Genomic DNA, 15,833 nt, shown 5'->3' with positions numbered 1-15,833 from the left:
CCCCGTCTGCGTCACTAAAGCCTGTTGCACTGCAATCCGGCCCTGAAATTCCTCGGGTTTTTTGAGAATCATTCGCATGTCGAACACTCCCACGGCTGCGGGCGAAACTGGCGACCGGACGGGCCGCTACGTCCGTCACCCCAACGGGCACGTCGCACCGATGTCGCCCTTCACCGATATCTGGCGCTGGCACATGACCATGGTCGCGTCGATCCTGTTCCGCGTCACCATCGGCGCGGCCAGCGTGGGCGCGATCCTGCTGCTGGGCTGGGTCGCCGCCACGGCTTCCGGCCCGGACGCCTTCGCCTCGGTCGCCGCCTTCTCGGGCTCGCCGTTCGGCCTGTTCATCTGGTTCGGCCTGACCTGGGTGCTGTTCTCCTTCCTGCTGAACGGCGCGCGCCACCTGATCAACGACACCGGTCGTGGGCTGACCATCAAGTCGGCCAATCTGCTGGCGCAGATCGCCGTCTGGGGCCCGATCGTCCTGGCCGTCCTGTTCTGGGTCGTGCTGTTCGCTGCTGGAAAGGTTTCGCTGTGAGCGCCGCGCCCAAGTTCAAGAACAATGTGAAAATCTCCGAGCGTCTCGGCGCCGGGGAATGGAAACTCGAGAAGCTGGCCCTTCTGGCCCTGATGCCGCTGGGCCTGTGGGTCCTGTCGTCGGGCCTCACCCTGGCTGGCGCCGACTACAGCGCGGTCATCGCCTGGTTCGGCAGCACGCTGAACGCCGGCCTTCTGGCCGTGACGGCGGTGGTCTTCTGCCTGTTCGCCAGCCTAGCCTGGAAGGTGATCATCGAGGACTACGTCCCCGCCTCTTCCCGCTCTGGACTGGTTCTGGTCTCGAACCTGGTCTTCTTCGTGCTGGCGGCCGCCAGCGTCTTCTTCATCGTGCGTCTGGCGCTGGGCTCGGCCCCGCTGCCGGCCGGAGTCTGACCCCGCCATGGCTGCATACGAGCTTATCGATCACGAATACGACGTCGTCGTCGTCGGCGCCGGCGGTTCTGGCCTGCGCGCCGCCCTCGGCGCCGCCCAGCAGGGCCTGAAGGTCGCCTGCGTCACCAAGGTCTTCCCGACCCGCTCGCACACCGTGGCGGCGCAAGGGGGCATCTCCGCCTCGCTCGGCAACATGGGCGAGGACTCCTGGCAGTGGCACATGTACGACACCGTCAAGGGGTCGGACTGGCTGGGCGACCAAGACGCCATCGAATACCTGGTCCGCAACGCGCCTCAGGCCGTCTATGAGCTGGAACACTGGGGCGTGCCCTTCAGCCGCACCGACGAAGGCAAGATCTACCAGCGCGCCTTCGGCGGCATGACCCGCAACTTCGGCGAAGGCCCGGTGCAGCGCACCTGCGCCGCCGCCGACCGCACCGGCCACGCCATCCTGCACACCCTGTACGGCCAGTCGGTCCGTCGCGAGGTGAAGTTCTTCGTCGAGTATTTCGCCCTGGACCTGATCATGCAGGACGGCGCCTGCACCGGCGTCACCGCGCTGCAGCTCGACACCGGCCAACTTCACCAGTTCCGCGCCAAGATGGTGGTGCTGGCCACCGGCGGTTACGGCCGCGCCTATTTCTCGGCCACCTCGGCCCACACCTGCACCGGCGACGGCAACGCCATGGTGCTGCGCGCCGGCCTGCCGCTGCAGGACATGGAGTTCGTGCAGTTCCACCCGACCGGCATCTACGGCGCCGGCTGCCTGATCACTGAAGGCGCCCGCGGTGAAGGCGGCTACCTGACCAACTCGGAAGGCGAGCGCTTCATGGAGCGCTATGCGCCGACCGTGAAGGACCTGGCCCCGCGCGACATGGTCAGCCGCTCCATGACCATCGAAATCCGCGAAGGCCGCGGCGTGGGTCCGAACAAGGACCACATCTTCCTGCACCTGGATCACCTCGATCCGGCGGTGCTGCACGCGCGCCTGCCGGGCATCTCGGAAAGCGCCAAGATCTTCGCCGGCGTCGATGTGACCAAGGAGCCGATCCCGGTCATTCCGACCGTCCACTACAACATGGGCGGCATCCCGACGAACTATCACGGCGAGGTGCTGACGCTGCGCGACGGCAACCCCGACAGCGTGGTGCCCGGCCTGATGGCCGTAGGCGAGGCGGGCTGCGTCTCGGTGCACGGCGCCAACCGTCTGGGCTCCAACTCCCTGACCGACCTGGTGGTGTTCGGCCGCGCCGTCGGCCTGCGCTGCGGCGAGGTCGTGGACAAGAACTCGGCCGTGCCGTCCGCTTCCAAGGCCCAGACCGATGCGCACATCGCGCGCCTGGACCGCTTCCGCAACGCCTCGGGCTCGACCCCGACGTCGCACCTGCGTCTGGACATGCAGCGGGCCATGCAGGCCGACGCCGCCGTGTTCCGCACCGGCAAGACCCTTGAAGAGGGCGTGCAGAAGCTGCGCTCGATCGAGGCCGCCGGCGCCGACATCAAGACCACGGATCGCGGCCTGATCTGGAACACCGACCTGGTCGAGACGCTGGAATACGACAACCTGATCTCGCAGGCCCTGGTCACCATCGAAGGCGCGCTGAACCGCACGGAATCGCGCGGCGCCCACGCCCGCGAGGACTTCCCCGACCGCGACGACGAAAACTGGATGAAGCACACCCTGGCGTGGAAGCGTCCGGGCGAAGGGGTCCAGATCGATTACCGCCCGGTGCACAAATACACGATGACCGACGAGGTCTCCTACATCGAGCCCCGGGCTCGGGTGTACTAAGGAGGATTGCAGATGGTTCAGCTCAACCTCCCGCGCGGCTCCAAGCCGACCACCGGCAAGGTGCACAAGGCCCCGGCCGGCGCGAAGAACGTCAAGACCTACAAGGTCTATCGCTATGATCCCGAAGTGGACGCCGATCCGCGCTGGGACGTCTATGAGGTCTCGACCGACGATCACGGCCCGATGCTTCTGGACGCCCTGCTCCACATCAAGAACGAGATCGACCCGACCCTGTCGTTCCGTCGCTCGTGCCGCGAAGGCATCTGCGGCTCGTGCTCGATGAACATCGACGGCCGCAACGCCCTGGCCTGCACCAAGGGCTGGGCCGAGTGCTCGTCGCACAACATCACCATCGCCCCCCTGCCCCACCAGCCGGTGGTCAAGGACCTGGTGACGGACTTGTCGCTGTTCTACGCCCAGTACGACTCCATCCAGCCCTACCTCCAGTCCGACCTGCCGGACCCGGAGAAGGAGCGCCTGCAGTCGCCGGAAGACCGCGAGAAGCTGGACGGCCTGTACGAGTGCATCCTGTGCGCCTGCTGCTCGACCTCGTGCCCGAGCTACTGGTGGAACCAGGAAGAATACCTCGGCCCGGCGGCCCTGCTGCAGTCCTACCGCTGGATCGCTGACAGCCGCGACGACGCCACCCAGAAGCGTCTCGACGACCTTGAAGACCCCTTCAAGCTGTATCGCTGCCACACGATCATGAACTGCGCCCAGGTCTGCCCCAAGGGGCTGAACCCGGCCAAGGCGATCGCCGAGACCAAGAAGCTGATGGTCTCGCCGTCGCGCAAGAAGACGGCCGCCTGATCCAGCCGATCAGGACGAAAAGAAGGGCCCCCGGAACCGCCTGGTTCCGGGGGTTTTCCTTGGCCGCCGCGTAGCAAGGCTTGCCAAGCCGGCATCCAGAGTTAAGACCGCTTCCATGCCCAAGATCACCTACATTGAACACGACGGAACCGAGCACACGGTCGAAGTCAAGAAAGGCCTGTCCGTCATGGAAGGCGCGATCCGCAACAATGTACCGGGCATCGACGCCGATTGCGGCGGCGCCTGCGCCTGCGCCACCTGCCATGTCTATGTCGACGAGAACTTCGCCGCCGAGACGGGCCGCGCCTCAGCCATGGAGGAGTCCATGCTGGACTTCGCCGAGAACGTCGAGTCGAACAGCCGCCTGTCCTGCCAGATCCGCGTCACCGACGATCTGGACGGCCTGATCGTGCGCCTGCCGGAAAGCCAGCACTGAGATGATCGACGCCCGGCTGCTGGTCGCCGTCGGGTCCCTGGCGGCGGCCCATGCGCGGCCGGGCCACATTCCTGTTATCGGGATCGCCGGAGCGCAGGGCTGCGGCAAGACCACCCTGGCGCGCGCCGCCGCCGCCCGGCTGGGCGCGGCGCATCTGTCGCTGGACGACGTCTATCTGACAAAGGCTGAGCGCCAGGCCCTGGCCCGCGAGGCCCATCCCCTGTTCGCCGTACGCGGTCCGCCAGGGACGCATGATCTTGCGCTGCTGGAGCGCGCCCTAGCCGCCCTGCGCGCCGCCGGCGCCGACAGCCGCACGCCGCTTCCCGCCTTCGACAAACTGGCCGATGATCGCGCGCCCAGAACGGACTGGCCTGTGTTTGCGGGCCGCCCCTCGGCGGTGCTGGTCGACGGCTGGTGCCTGGGCGCGACGCCGCAGGCCGAGGCCGAACTCACCGCACCGATCAACACTCTGGAAGCCGAGCAGGACGGCGAAGGGAGATGGCGGCGCGCCGTCAACGCCGCCCTGGCCGGGCCCTACGCCGAAGTCTTCGCCCGCTTCGACGCGATGCTGTTCCTCAAGGCGCCATCTTTCGACGCCGTGCTGGACTGGCGCTGCGAGCAGGAGGCGGGGCTGGTGGGCCTGCCGCCCGCCGAACTGCCGCCCGCCAGACGCGCGGAACTGGCCGTCTTCATCCAGCATTTCGAGCGCATCACCCGCCATATGCTGGCCGGCGGGGTTCGCGCCGACCTCGTGTTTCAGCTGGACGCCGACCGGCGCCTCAGTCCGCCGGCATCCGGCCGTAGTTGACGGCGATGCGGCCGATCAGGCCCTTGACGATCAAGTCGACGGGCGAGCCTTCGCGATAGTCGCCCGCCGCGACGAAGTTGACCCGGTCCTCCGAGATCAGGCGGTGGATCTTGTCATGGTCGCGCGGGGTGCTGTCGGGGTCGTAGACGGCGATGGAGAAGCCGCCCTTGGTGTGCATCATCTTCATGGTCGGCACATCGGTGTCGCCGTCGCCCAGGAAGATCATCCGGTCGAAGGGGATGGGGCGCTCCTCGTCCGGGATGAAGCGATTGATGCGCTCGTCCTCCCAGTGGTTGTGCACCCCCTTGTTGATGCGGAACAGATACTGGGTCTTGGTCGTGTAGTTGACGCCCACGGCGGGCCAGACGGCCACGTCGTCCTCGTCATAGGTGTATTTCGAGGCGAAGACGTGGGTGAAGGCCTCGGCGATGGGGCAGCCCTCGATCATCTCGGTCAGGCCCGCCGAGATGATGTAGTGCTCGATCTCCAGCCCGAACTGGGCGCCGAAGGCGTTCATCCGGTCGAACCAGGAGCGGTCGCGCAGGCCCTCGAACAGGGCCACGTCGCGGCCGTGGTCGCGCAGCGTCTGGCGCGTCACCGGCGCGCCCTGTTCGCGCGCGGCCAGCAGCATCATCTGCATGTACATCAGGATGCCGTCGCCGTCCGAGGCGATGGTCCGGGGACGGACGGTCTCGTTCCAGAACTGGGCCGGCGTCATCCCGATCGAGGGGATGAAGCTGACCTCCTGCATGTTTCCCCGGGCCAGGGTGCCGTCGAAATCATAGATGACGGCGGTCTTGAGCAGGGGGCGGGTCGTGTCGGCCATGAAGACGTCCTGGAAGGCTTGGACACGCCCTCTAGCACGACTGGAGGGTTCAGATCAGCCCAGCAGCAGTTCCGGCGCGGCGGTCGGCGCCGTGGCCTCGACCGGCAGGTGCAGGATGAAGGCCGCGCCCTTGCCCGGTTCGGACTGGACCTCGGCCCAGCCGCCGTGCAGTTCGACCAACGCCTTGACCAGGGCCAGCGCCACGCCCGGACCGCCGCGCTCGCGCCGCACGAAGCGGTCGAAGACGTGGGCCTGCAGGTGATAGGGGATGCCCCGGCCGGTGTCCTCGACGCGGATGCGGACCTCGCCCGGTCCGGCCTCGGCGGTCAGGCTGACGGCGCCGCCTTCGGACACGGCGCGACAGGCGTTCTCGAGCAGGTGATCGACCGCCTGTGCGATGCGGCGAGCGTCGGCGCGGATCGGCTTCAGCCCGGTCGGGCAGGCCATGTGCAGCGTCGCGCCGCGGCCCTCGACCTTGGCCCGGATCTTTTCCGCCGCCTCGTCCAGCAGGTCGCAGACCCGCACGTCGCCCAGGGTCAGCTCCATCTCGCCCGCGTCGATCTGGGCCATGTCCAGCACGTCGTCGATGGAGCGGGCCAGATGGCTGGCCGCCACGCGGATGGCGCCCGCGTGCTGACGGCTGCGCTCGGGCAGGTCGCCCATGGCCTCCAGCAGTTCGGAATAGCCGACGATGGTCGTCAGCGGCGTGCGCAACTCATAGGAGACGCTGCCGACGAACTCGCGCTTCAGGGCCTGGCTCTCGGCCAGGGCGGCCTCCTTGGCGGCCAGGGCCTGTTCCAGCTCACGCCGGGCCGTCACGTCGAAGAAGGCGACCAGGGTGGCGCCGTCGGGCAGGGGGCGCGTCTGCCAGGCGGCGATGCGGCCGTCCTCGGTGCGGCCCTCGCCCGAAATGGCCACGCGGCTTTCCGGATCGGGGTCGGCCACCCGCGCCTTCAACCCCAGCCACAGGGCGGCGTCGGGCAGAACCGGACGGCACAAGGCGGCCACGGCGTCGAAGTCGCCCGCCTCCATCAGCCGCTCGCCGGGAACGCCCCAGAAACTCTCAAAGGCTTCGTTATGCAGCCGCAGCCGCCCGTCCGAGCCGAACACGGCCACGGCGTCGTTCAGCTTGTCCAGCGTCGCGCGCTGGACCTGAATCTGGGCGTTGTAGCGGCTGCGCAATTGCAGCTCGCCGGTGATGTCCGAGAAGATCAGCAGAATGCCGCCCAGCGGGTGCGGCTGGCGCACCACCCGCAGCGTCCGCCCGTCGGGCAGGGACCAGCTGTCGTCCGGCGAGGCCTGGGCGGCGCCGTAGAAGTCCAGCTCTTCGGCCTTCCACGCCGCATAGTCGACGACTTCGGGCAGCAGACGCTTCTGGCGTAGCCGGTCCAGCAGTTCGGCGTGGGTCGGACGCTCGTCCAGCCACGCCGGGTCGACCCCGAACAACGACTGGAAGGCAGTGTTGTGGAAGGCCAGCCGCTTAGACGGGCCGAAGATGGCCACGGCGTCGGCCAGATGGTTCAGCGTCTCGTCATGGGCCTCGACGTGGCGGCGCAGGGTGTCGCGCGTCTCCTCGGCCTCGGTCATCTCGATGGCGAAGGCGATCACGGCGCCCCGCCCGCCGGCCAGCGGCTCGGCCAGGATCTTCCACGCCCGGCGACGCCCGCCCGCCGTGGTCCAGCGGAAGCCTTCCTGACGCGCGTTCAGGCGCAAGGCCTCAGCCACCACGGCGTCGGCGCCCCGATCGAAGCTGAGGGTCCGGCTACGCGCCTCGTCCAGCGTCTCGGCGCCCGTCTCCAGCAGCCAGGCGCTGTTGGCCCAGATCAGGTGGCCCGCCCCGTCCACCACCCAGGTGGGGGCCGGGGACTGCTCGGCCAGGGCGCCGGGGCCGGCCTCGCCGCCCTTGTCCGGTCCGCCCAGGCGCGACAGCCGCAACCAGGTCCCGCCGCCGTGCGCCCGCCCTTCGACGGCCCAGGCGCCGTCCGGGGTCTCCAGCAGGGTCTCGAACGCCTCGCCCGCGTTGACGAGCGCCTCCATGCGGCCGGTGTGGGATTGCCTCAGGGTCGACAGGACCGCCTCGGCGGCCCCCGCCGCATCCCGGCCCGGCGCCAGGGCCGCCAGCATGTCCGGGGCGCCGAAGACGCTCTCGATCTCACCGTCCGGGTCGAGGCCCAGGCGCACGTCGTCGAACGCCATCAACGCCGTGGCGCCCGTGGTCGCCTGGACCTGGGCGCCGGCGAGGCTCTGCTCGACCTCCATCTCGCGCGCGACCAGCCGGGCGCGCAGGCGCCAGGCCCAGACGCTGACCGCCAGCGCCAGCCCCGCCGCCCCCGCCGTGGCCGCAAAGGCGATGTCGGCCGCGAGATCCGCCTCGGCCATGCCTTCCCCAGAAATTCCGATCCAAGCGTCAGCCGCCCGTCAGGACAGGCCGATTCGGCGTTTACCATACTCTGATTGGGCGAATTGCGATGCGGCCCATGCACGCGCGGCCGCGTCCCTGATTGCGACTGGCCCCGGCGCGGGCGATATCCCTTGCCATGACCACGCCCTGGACCGACCAACTCGCCCCTTCGCTCGATGATTTCGCCCGCCTGGCCGAGGAGGCCTTCGCCGGATTGCCCGATCTGTTTCGCCAGGCGGCCGGGGAGGTCGTCATCCGCATCGACGACTTCGCCGACGAGGAGACCCTGCGCGATCTGGAGATCGAGGACCCGTTCGAACTGACCGGCCTCTATTCAGGCGTCCACATCGGCGAACGCGACGCCATGGGTCCGGCGCCCGAGCCGTCGCGCGTCTTCCTCTATCGCCGTCCGATCCTCGACGAATGGTGCGAGCGCGGCGACGTCGGCCTGGCCGAGATCATCGCCCACGTCCTGATCCACGAGATCGGCCACCACCTGGGCCTGGACGACGACCAGATTCACGCCATCGAAGATGACGATGACTGAAGCGGCCGCGACCTCCATCCCACCGCTGCTGCACATCGAGAACGCCAGCGTCGTGCGCGCCGAGCGCCGCATTCTGGACGACATCAGCCTGACCCTCGCGGCGGGCGAACACACGGCCATTCTGGGCCGCAACGGGTCGGGCAAATCGACGCTGGTCAAGCTGATACTGCACCAGCTCTATCCGGTGCATGGCGCGCGGGTCGAGGTGTTCGGCCAGAGCCCCTGGGACGTCTTTTCCCTGCGCCGCCGCCTCGGCTTCGTCTCGCCCGCCGCCCAGTCGGACCTGACCGGCGAGGATGCGCTGGAGGTGATGGACGCGGTCGTCTCAGGCTTCTTCGCCTCGCGCGGGGTCTGGCGGCGCGAAACGATCACGCCGGCCATGCGCGACGCTGCCGCCGAGGCCCTGCACCGCATGGGGGTCGAGCATCTGATCGGCCGCTCGATGGCCACCCTGTCGTCGGGCGAGGCGCGCAGGGTGCTGATCGCCCGCGCCCTGGCTCACCAGCCCGACGCCATCCTGCTGGACGAGCCGTGCGGCGGGCTGGACCCGGCGACGCGCCGCCTGTTCCTGGACAGCCTTCGTCCGCTGGCGCAGGGCGGCGCCACCCTGATCCTGGTGACGCACCACATCGAGGAGATCCTGCCCGAGATCGACCGCGTCATCATGATGAAGGACAGCCGCGTCGCCCGCGACGGCGCCAAGGCCGACATGCTGACCGACGCCGCCCTGACCGACCTGTTCGGCCTGCCGATGACGGTCTCCAGCCGCGACGGCTGGTTCGGTCTTCAGCTCAGCTAGGCGATCCGTTCCAGCTTCGCTGCGAAGAAGCCGTCCAGACCGCCCTTTTCCGCCCATTGCGACGGCAGGATGCGCAGCCAGCCTTCGGCGGTCAGGGCCTCTTCCGGGGCGCCGACCTCGGCGGGAACGGCGGCGACGGTGCGGAAGGCCGGATTGCGGCGCAGGAAGGCGATCACCTGCGTCTCGCCCTCTTCGCGCTCCAGCGAGCAGACGCAATAGACCAGACGGCCGCCCGGCTTCACCTTCTCGGCGGCGGCGTCCAGCAGGCGGTGCTGAACGTCGGCCAGCTTGGCCACATCAGCGGGACGGGTGGCGCGCAGAACCTCGGGGTTGCGGCGATAGGTGCCGGTGGCCGTGCACGGCGCGTCCAGCAGGACGGCGTCGAAGGCGCGGTCGTCTTCCCAGTCTTCGGCCGGGACGGCGACAACCTCGGCCTTGAGGTTCATGCGCTCGAAATTCTGGCGCAGGCGCTTAAGGCGCGCCTCGGACCGGTCCAGCGCGACAACTTCGGCTCCGGCGGCGGCCAGTTGCAGCGTCTTGCCGCCCGGCGCGGCGCACAGGTCCAGCGCCGTCTCGCCCGCCTTGACCGCCAGCAGGCGCGCCGGGACGGCGGCCGCCGCATCCTGCACCCACCAGTCGCCCGCCTCGAAGCCGGGCCAGGACGCGACGTCGCCGCGCTTGCCGGTGCGGACCGTGCCGCCGGGCAGGGCCTCGCCCTCGACCGCCGCGGCCAGTTCGGCCGGGTCGACGCCGGGCTTGGCCGTCAGGTCGGTCGCCGGTTCCTCGCGCGTAGCCAGGGCCAGGCCGATCAGGGCTGCCTCGCCATAGGTCGCCTTCCAGCGCTGGGCCAGCCAGTCGGGCAGATTGGCTTCCGCCGTCGTCAGGCCCGGCCCGTCGCGGCCGACGCCGCGCAGCACGGCGTTGACCAGATTCTTGTAGGGGCGCGTCTTGGGATCGCGCTCGGCCAGCTTCACCGCTGTCGACACCGCGGCGAAGGCGGGCGTCTCCAGCACCAGGGTCTGGGCCAGGGCGATGCGCAGGATGGTCATGACGGCCAGCGGCGGCGCCTTCTGCAGGCGGCGCTCGAGGATCTGGTCGATCTCGCCCAGACGGCGCAGGGCCGCCATGGCCACAGCGCGGGCGAAGGCGCGATCCTGAGGCGGCAGGTCGCGCGCTGGCGATTGGGACAGGGCCTCGTCCAGACCGGTGCGCTTCTCCAGCGCCGCGTTCAGCAGCAGGCCGGCGACCAGGCGCGCCTCGACGCCGATGTCGGCGTGGGGGTCGTCTGCGGCCGGGCGCGGCGCCGGTTCGCGACGCGGGCCGCGCGCCTTCTCGGCGATGCGGCGGCCGCGCGCGGCGGAGCTTTTGCCCTTGGGGGCGCCCCCGCTCACACCGACACCTGGGTGCCGAGTTCGACCACGCGGCCGGGCGGAATGCGGAAGAAGTCGGTCGGGTTGGCGGCGTTACGCATCAGGAAGATAAACAGCTTGTCCTGCCAAAGAGGCATGCCCTGGCGGGCGGTGGGAACGACGGAACGGCGGCCCAGGAAGAAGCTGGTCGACATGATGTCGAACTTCAGCCCCTGCTTGCGGCACAGGCCGAGCGCGCGCGGCACGTTCGGCGTCTCCATATAGCCAAAGGTCAGGGTCAGGCGCTTGAAATCGTCGCTGATCGGCTCGACCGCCACCCGCTGGAGGTCCGGCACGCGCGGCCGGTCGGAGGTGTGCACGGTCAGGATGATGTTCTTCTCATGCAGCACCTTGTTGTGCTTGAGGTTGTGCATCAGCGCCACCGGCGCGACATCGGCGTCCGAGGTCAGGAAGATGGCCGTGCCCGGCGCCCGGTGCGGCGGGCGGGCGCGCAACATCTCGATCAGATCGGTCAGCGGCAGGCTGTCCTTGCGCGTCTTGTCGGTCAGGATCTGCGTGCCGCGCACCCAGGTCCACATCAGCATGACCAGACCGCCGCCCAGCACCAGCGGCATCCACGCCCCGGCGGGAATCTTCAGCAGGTTCGAGGTCAGGAAGACCGCGTCGATGAAGCCGAACGGCACCAGCGTCAGCAGCACGGCCCACATCGGCCACTTCCACTTGTGCCGCACCACGGTGAAGGACATCAGGGTGTTGACCATCATGGTGCCGGTCACCGCCACCCCATAGGCCGCCGTCAGATTGTGCGAGGACTGGAAGGTCACCAGGACGAACAGCACCCCCACCATCAGCAGGCTGTTGATCGCAGGCACATAGATCTGGCCCGCCTGGGTCTCGGAGGTGTTGCGGATGTCCAGTCGCGGCAGCAGGCCGAGCTGGACCGCCTGCTGCGTCACCGAGAAGGCCCCTGTGATGACCGCCTGGCTGGCGATCACCGTGGCCGCCGTGGCCAGGATCAGCATGGGCCAATAGACCAGTTGCGGCACCATGTTCCAGAACGGGTTGTCAGCCGCGCCGGGGTGCGACAGCAGGAAGGCGCCCTGACCCAGGTAGTTCAGGGTCAGACAGGGCAGGACGATGAACAACCAGCCCTGGCGGATCGGCGACTTGCCGAAATGGCCCATGTCCGCATACAGCGCCTCGGCGCCGGTGACGGCCAGGAAGACGCTGCCCAGGATGACGAAGCCGAGGAAGCCGTCGGCGATCAGCAGCTTGATGCCGTAATAGGGCGACAGGGCCTTCAGGATCGACAGGTCGTCGAAGATGTGCGCCACCCCCATCAGGCCCAGAGACAGGAACCAGACCAGGGTGATGGGGCCGAAGAACCTGGCCAATCCGGCCGTGCCGCGCGACTGCACCAGGAACAGGGCGATGAGGATCCCCGCCGCCAGGGGCACGATGAAGGGGTCGAGGCGCCCGTTCAGGCCCGGCGCCTCCTGCAGGCCCTCGATGGCCGACAGCACGGAAATGGCCGGGGTGATGACGCCGTCGCTGTAGAACAGGGCCGCGCCGCAGACGCCCAGGATGAACAGCCAGGCGCTGCGTCGCCCGATGGCGTGCTGGGCCAGGGCCATCAGCGACAGGGTGCCGCCTTCGCCCTTGTTGTCGGCCCGCATCAGGAACATGACGTATTTGAACGTCACCACCACCATCAGCGCCCAGAAGGCCAGCGACACCACGCCGATAACGGCCAGGTCGCCCTCGACGCCCTTCTGGGCGTGGCCGATGGCCTCGCGCAGGGCGTAGATGGGGCTGGTGCCGATGTCGCCGAACACCACGCCGATGGCGCCCAGGATCAGGGCGCGACGGCCGGCCTTGCCGCCCTGGCCCTGGGATCCGCCGTCAGGCGGAATCTGGGCGTTCGCGGGAGAGGAGGCGTTGGCGGTTGGCGCGGCGTCGCCGCGGGGCGTGTCCCCGACCATGCAATGTTTTCTCCGGGTCGCGCGAGGAGGCGCGCGCCCATCAAGAGCGGCGGGCCTTTAGACCTTTTCCGTCAGCGGTTCAATCGCGCCCCGGTTCCGGGCGCGCTGCGGACGACAGGATGCGACGGTCGTCCTTGGCCTGAAGCAGCACCACCACCCCTTCATCGATCCCCGTGTCCTGAGGCAGGGGGAACAGCACCGGTCGCCCGTTCCAGTCGCCCAGACGGCGCACCTCGCGCACCACATTGACGTGGGTCACGGCTCGGCCGCGGTTGTCGCCGCCCTTGACCTCGACCGTCTGCTGCCCCGGTTGATAGACGACGGCGACGACCTCGGCGCCGCCTTCCGGCGGACGACCCGAGCCCACGCCGACGCGATCGCCCGTCTCGCGGAATTCGATCTCGGGCGGCCAGCCCCGGTCACGCGCCTCGGCCTCGACGGCGGCCTTCAACTCGGGCGGGCGGGCGCCGGAGACATGACGCCGCCCGTCGATCACCACCTGAGGCGTCGAGACGTTCCGCAGCTTCAACGCCTGGCGATAGGCGCGCTGGCGCTCGGCGAACTCGGGCCGGGCGAAGGTGTCGGACCAGCCCAGATAGTCCCAGTAGTCGACGCCGTAGGTCAGGACGATCACGCCCGGATTCTCCGCCACCGTCTCGACCGTGCGGTTGGCGTCGGGACAGCCGGCGCAGCCCTGGGCGGTGAACAGTTCGACCACGACCGGCTGGACCGGAGCGTCGCGCTCGCGCGACGGCGCAGCGGCGGCGACCAGCAAGCCCAAGCCTGCGGCCGCCGCCGTCATCCCGTACCTGAACAGGCCCCGTGCCATCATGGCGGCGATCCTATCTCTTCGACCCGATAACGCCGCTCATAAATGCGTGAGCGGCGCGTCGGGCGCGACGAGCGCTGCTTCAGTCCATCAGTTGCTGACTGAGGTAGACGTAGTGGCGGGCCCAGCGGCGGGCGTTGGCGACCGGATCGGCGTCATTGGAGTGACCGCCCGCCGTGTCCTCGAAATAGAGGTGATCGTGGCCCTGATCTCCCAGACGCGCCGCGAACTTGCGGGCGTGGCCGGGGTGGACCCGATCGTCGCGCGTGTTCGTCGTGATGTAGACGCGCGGGTATTTCACCTCGGGCCTCAGCTGCTGATAGGCCGAGTAGCGGGCGATGAATTCGGCGTCGCCCGGAATGCGCGGATCGCCGTATTCGCCCATCCACGATGCGCCCGCCGGCAACTCCTGATAACGCAGCATGTCGATCAGGGGGCTCTCGATGACCGCCGCGTTGAACAGTTCCGGGTGCTGGGTGATGGACACCGAGGTCAGCACCCCGCCGTTGGAGCGGCCGTAGATGCCCAGATGGCGCGGGCTGGTGATGCGGCGCTGCTCCAGGTCACGGGCCACGGCGGCGAAGTCGTCGAAGGCGCGCTGGCGGTTCTCGCGCAGGGCCGCCTGGTGCCACTGCGGACCGAATTCGCCGCCGCCGCGGATGTTGGCCTGGACGAAGACGCCGCCGTTCTCGAGCCACAGCTTGCCCATCTCATGCTTGTAGGCAGGTGGGAAGCTGGCCTGGAAGCCGCCGTAGCCGAACAGGATGGTCGGGCCGGTCCCGTCCATCGCCAGGTCCTTCGGCCGGGTGACGAAGTAAGGGATCTTGGTCCCGTCGGTCGAGGTCGCCTCGAACTGCTCGACCACATGGGTCGAGGCGTCGAACTTGGCCGGGGCCGATTTCAGCTCGGTCAGGGCGGCGGTCGAGACGTCCGCCAGGCTGAGGGTCGGCGGGGTCAGGAAGCCCTGGGTCGAAACGAAGACCTGACCCTTGGCCTTGGAGCTGTCGCCCAGACCCACGGCGCTGTTGGCCGGCACCGCGAGTTCGGTCGCAGTCCAGCCCTCGGCGGTCGGGGCGAAGCGCTTCAGCGTGCCGACGACGTTATCGGCGATCACGGCGACGATGCTGTCTTCGAACACGCGGACGTTTTGTAGCGACTGACGCGGGCCGGGCGCGAAGATGGTCGCGGACTTCGCGTCGATGCGGATGCTCTGGCGTACGTCGCCCAGCACGCCCAGCGGCAGGGCGACCAACGAACCGGCGGCGTAGTCCTGACCGTCGAAGCTCCAGGCCTGTTCCAGCGAGAAGACCAGTTTCCCGCCCAGGACGCCCTGGACGCCCACGCGCTCGGGCAGGTTCAACCTATACGGCTTGCCGTCGGCTCCCAGGGCCCAGATTTCCGAGCGGAAGGTGTCCAGCGGGCGGCTGAACAGCACGGCCTCGACCGCGCCCGCCTTGTCGCGGAAGACCGTGGGCGAGACGCCGTAGCCGCCGTCGCCCTGCTGGCCGCGATAGACCTCGGTCGCGTGCTCCAGCGGATGGCCGCGCGTCAGGGATTTGACGATGTAGGGATAGCCCGACTCCGTCAGGCTGCCGGGACCGAAGTCGGTGGCGATCAGCAGGGTGTCGCGATCCAGCCAGCTGATGCGGTGCTTGCCCTCGGGGATGACGAAGCCGCCGTCCACGAAGGTCTTGGTGGTCAGGTCGAACTCGCGCACCGTCACGGCGTCCATGCCGCCGTCCGACAGATTGATCAGGCAGCGGGTCTCGTCCGGCGCCAGGCAGTCAGCGCCCTTGAACACCCAGTCCTTGCCCTCGGCCTTGGCCAGGGCGTCGATGTCCAGCAGCGTCTCCCACTGGGGCTGGGCGGTGCGATAGGAGTCCAGCGTCGTGCGACGCCAGACGCCCTTCGGATTGGCGGCGTCCTGCCAGAAATTGCCCAGGCCTTCGCCCAGGAAGCTGACGCCGGGGATGCGGTCGGTGGCCGTCAGAATGGCCTCGGCCTGCTGGCGGAACGGCTCATAGCGACGGTCGCCGGTCAGGGCGGCCAGCGACTTTTCATTCTCGGCGGCGACGAAGGCGCGCGCCTCGGCCCCGTCCACCTCTTCCAGCGCCAGATGGTCGTCGGCGGCCTTGACCCCCTCGGGCGACAGGTCGCGCGGGAAGTGCGGCGGCGGCGTGGTCGCGGACGCGGCGACCGGGTCGGCCGCCGCCCCCTCGGCCAGGGCGGGCGCGGCGGCCAGCACCAGGGCGGGCAGGGCGACGGACAAGAACAGGGACTTCATCATGCTCTCAGGCTCCATG

14 protein-coding genes are annotated in these 15,833 nt (G+C 69.0%); 8 read left to right on the top strand and 6 right to left on the bottom strand.

What is annotated here, in order from left to right; translation table 11 throughout:
- The first annotated feature begins 160 nt into the window (after window positions 1–160).
- The 6 genes from sdhC (at window position 161) to ACWIDZ_RS07105 (ending at window position 4,776) form a co-directional block, all read left to right on the top strand.
- Window positions 161–538 (top strand): succinate dehydrogenase, cytochrome b556 subunit, encoded by a 378-nt coding sequence (gene sdhC, locus ACWIDZ_RS07130; protein ID WP_291781214.1) that lies wholly within the window; start codon window positions 161–163, stop codon window positions 536–538.
- Window positions 535–930 carry a succinate dehydrogenase, hydrophobic membrane anchor protein gene (locus ACWIDZ_RS07125; RefSeq protein WP_453988127.1) on the top strand — a complete coding sequence of 132 codons (396 nt, stop codon included), beginning with the start codon at window positions 535–537 and terminating at the stop codon, window positions 928–930. The genes sdhC and ACWIDZ_RS07125 overlap by 4 nt, the downstream gene beginning before the upstream one ends.
- Before the next feature lie 7 nt (window positions 931–937).
- Window positions 938–2,722, top strand: a complete 1,785-nt coding sequence (sdhA, locus tag ACWIDZ_RS07120; RefSeq protein WP_291780612.1) for a succinate dehydrogenase flavoprotein subunit — start codon at window positions 938–940, stop codon at window positions 2,720–2,722.
- Window positions 2,723–2,734: 12 nt separating this feature from the next.
- Window positions 2,735–3,532: a succinate dehydrogenase iron-sulfur subunit gene (locus tag ACWIDZ_RS07115; RefSeq protein WP_346519322.1), complete on the top strand. Its 798-nt coding sequence runs from the start codon at window positions 2,735–2,737 to the stop codon at window positions 3,530–3,532.
- Window positions 3,533–3,647: 115 nt separating this feature from the next.
- On the top strand, window positions 3,648–3,968 hold the full coding sequence (locus tag ACWIDZ_RS07110) for a 2Fe-2S iron-sulfur cluster-binding protein (protein WP_453988128.1): 321 nt from the start codon (window positions 3,648–3,650) through the stop codon (window positions 3,966–3,968).
- 1 nt (window position 3,969) lies between these two features.
- Window positions 3,970–4,776 carry a kinase gene (locus ACWIDZ_RS07105; RefSeq protein WP_453988129.1) on the top strand — a complete coding sequence of 269 codons (807 nt, stop codon included), beginning with the start codon at window positions 3,970–3,972 and terminating at the stop codon, window positions 4,774–4,776.
- Here the strand turns inward: ACWIDZ_RS07105 and ACWIDZ_RS07100 are convergent.
- Complete coding sequence (locus tag ACWIDZ_RS07100) at window positions 4,748–5,602, bottom strand: HAD family hydrolase (protein ID WP_453988130.1); 855 nt, start codon at window positions 5,600–5,602, stop codon at window positions 4,748–4,750. The two genes, ACWIDZ_RS07105 and ACWIDZ_RS07100, sit on opposite strands and share 29 nt — an antisense overlap.
- 54 nt (window positions 5,603–5,656) lie before the next feature.
- Window positions 5,657–7,981, bottom strand: a complete 2,325-nt coding sequence (locus tag ACWIDZ_RS07095; RefSeq protein ID WP_453988131.1) for an ATP-binding protein — start codon at window positions 7,979–7,981, stop codon at window positions 5,657–5,659.
- A gap of 158 nt (window positions 7,982–8,139) precedes the next feature.
- On the opposite strand from ACWIDZ_RS07095, the gene ACWIDZ_RS07090 reads away from it, so the two are divergent.
- Both ACWIDZ_RS07090 and ACWIDZ_RS07085 read left to right on the top strand, forming a co-directional pair.
- On the top strand, window positions 8,140–8,550 hold the full coding sequence (locus tag ACWIDZ_RS07090; RefSeq protein WP_312221047.1) for a metallopeptidase family protein: 411 nt from the start codon (window positions 8,140–8,142) through the stop codon (window positions 8,548–8,550).
- Window positions 8,543–9,349 carry an ABC transporter ATP-binding protein gene (locus ACWIDZ_RS07085; protein WP_453988132.1) on the top strand — a complete coding sequence of 269 codons (807 nt, stop codon included), beginning with the start codon at window positions 8,543–8,545 and terminating at the stop codon, window positions 9,347–9,349. The genes ACWIDZ_RS07090 and ACWIDZ_RS07085 overlap by 8 nt, the downstream gene beginning before the upstream one ends.
- Here ACWIDZ_RS07085 and ACWIDZ_RS07080 read toward each other — a convergent pair.
- The 4 genes from ACWIDZ_RS07080 to ACWIDZ_RS07065 all read right to left on the bottom strand — a co-directional run bounded on the left by ACWIDZ_RS07080 (window position 9,346) and on the right by ACWIDZ_RS07065 (window position 15,817).
- The gene (locus tag ACWIDZ_RS07080; RefSeq protein WP_453988133.1) at window positions 9,346–10,740 is read right to left on the bottom strand and encodes an RsmB/NOP family class I SAM-dependent RNA methyltransferase; all 1,395 of its coding nucleotides are present in this window, start codon (window positions 10,738–10,740) and stop codon (window positions 9,346–9,348) included. The genes ACWIDZ_RS07085 and ACWIDZ_RS07080 overlap by 4 nt on opposite strands.
- Entirely contained in the window at window positions 10,737–12,701 is a 1,965-nt protein-coding gene (locus ACWIDZ_RS07075; RefSeq protein WP_453988134.1) for a potassium transporter Kup, read from the bottom strand. Before ACWIDZ_RS07075 ends, ACWIDZ_RS07080 begins: the two co-directional genes overlap by 4 nt.
- Window positions 12,702–12,780: 79 nt before the next feature.
- Window positions 12,781–13,533 (bottom strand): DUF1223 domain-containing protein, encoded by a 753-nt coding sequence (locus ACWIDZ_RS07070; protein WP_346519309.1) that lies wholly within the window; start codon window positions 13,531–13,533, stop codon window positions 12,781–12,783.
- Window positions 13,534–13,612: 79 nt separating this feature from the next.
- On the bottom strand, window positions 13,613–15,817 hold the full coding sequence (locus ACWIDZ_RS07065) for a prolyl oligopeptidase family serine peptidase (RefSeq protein WP_453988135.1): 2,205 nt from the start codon (window positions 15,815–15,817) through the stop codon (window positions 13,613–13,615).
- Between the last annotated feature and the right edge of the window lie 16 nt (window positions 15,818–15,833).

The organism is Brevundimonas sp. NPDC055311 (genome assembly GCF_053645695.1).
Note: the sequence above shows the minus strand (reverse complement) of the source record. Positions and strands in the feature narration are given on the sequence as shown.